The organism is Ruminococcus sp. MCC718 (assembly GCF_018783905.1).
Taxonomy (GTDB): Bacteria; Bacillota; Clostridia; order Lachnospirales; family Lachnospiraceae; genus Hominisplanchenecus; species Hominisplanchenecus faecis.
This window is the reverse complement of record NZ_WQNP01000157.1, coordinates 1-622: the sequence shown is the minus strand read 5'-3', so window position 1 is coordinate 622 and position 622 is coordinate 1. Positions and strand designations below refer to the sequence as shown.

General features: G+C 32.6%; 1 protein-coding gene. It reads left to right on the top strand.

What is annotated here, in order from left to right; translation table 11 throughout:
• Nucleotides 1-41: 41 nt before the first annotated feature.
• The coding region (locus GPK60_RS12750) for an IS607 family transposase (protein WP_215660491.1) at nt 42-622 on the top strand (581 nt) is incomplete at its 3' end.

Below are 622 nucleotides of genomic sequence, written 5' to 3'. Positions count from 1 at the left end.
CAGGTTATTAGTATAGAATAATATTGAAAGGAAGTGATGCTTTGAGTAAATATTATTCTATACATGAATTTTCAAAAATTATAGGTGTATCTGCACAAACGTTGCGAAATTGGGATTCTAACGGAAAACTTCATCCGCATCATACTACAATAAGTGGATATAGATATTATTCTGATGAACAGCTCAGCCAAGTAATGAATGTAAAGCCTAAAAATCGCATTACAATTGGATATTGTCGTGTTTCAAGTCATAAGCAAAAGGATGATTTAGAACGACAGATTGATAATGTGAAAACATATCTTATGGCAAAAGGACAACCGTTTGAGATAATAAGTGATATTGGTTCTGGCATTAACTACAAGAAAAAAGGACTTCGGGAACTAATCAAACGCATTTCGCAAAATCAAGTTGAAAAGGTTGTTGTTTTGTATAAAGACAGGCTTTTAGGTTTGGGTTTTGAGTTGGTAGAATATATAGCTTCGCTATATAACTGTGAAATTGAGATTATTGACAATACGGAAAAATCTGAGCAACAAGAACTCGTTGAAGATTTAGTACAAATAATCACAGTATTCAGTTGTAAGCTACAAGGAAAACGAGCGAATAAAGCTAAGAAACTTGT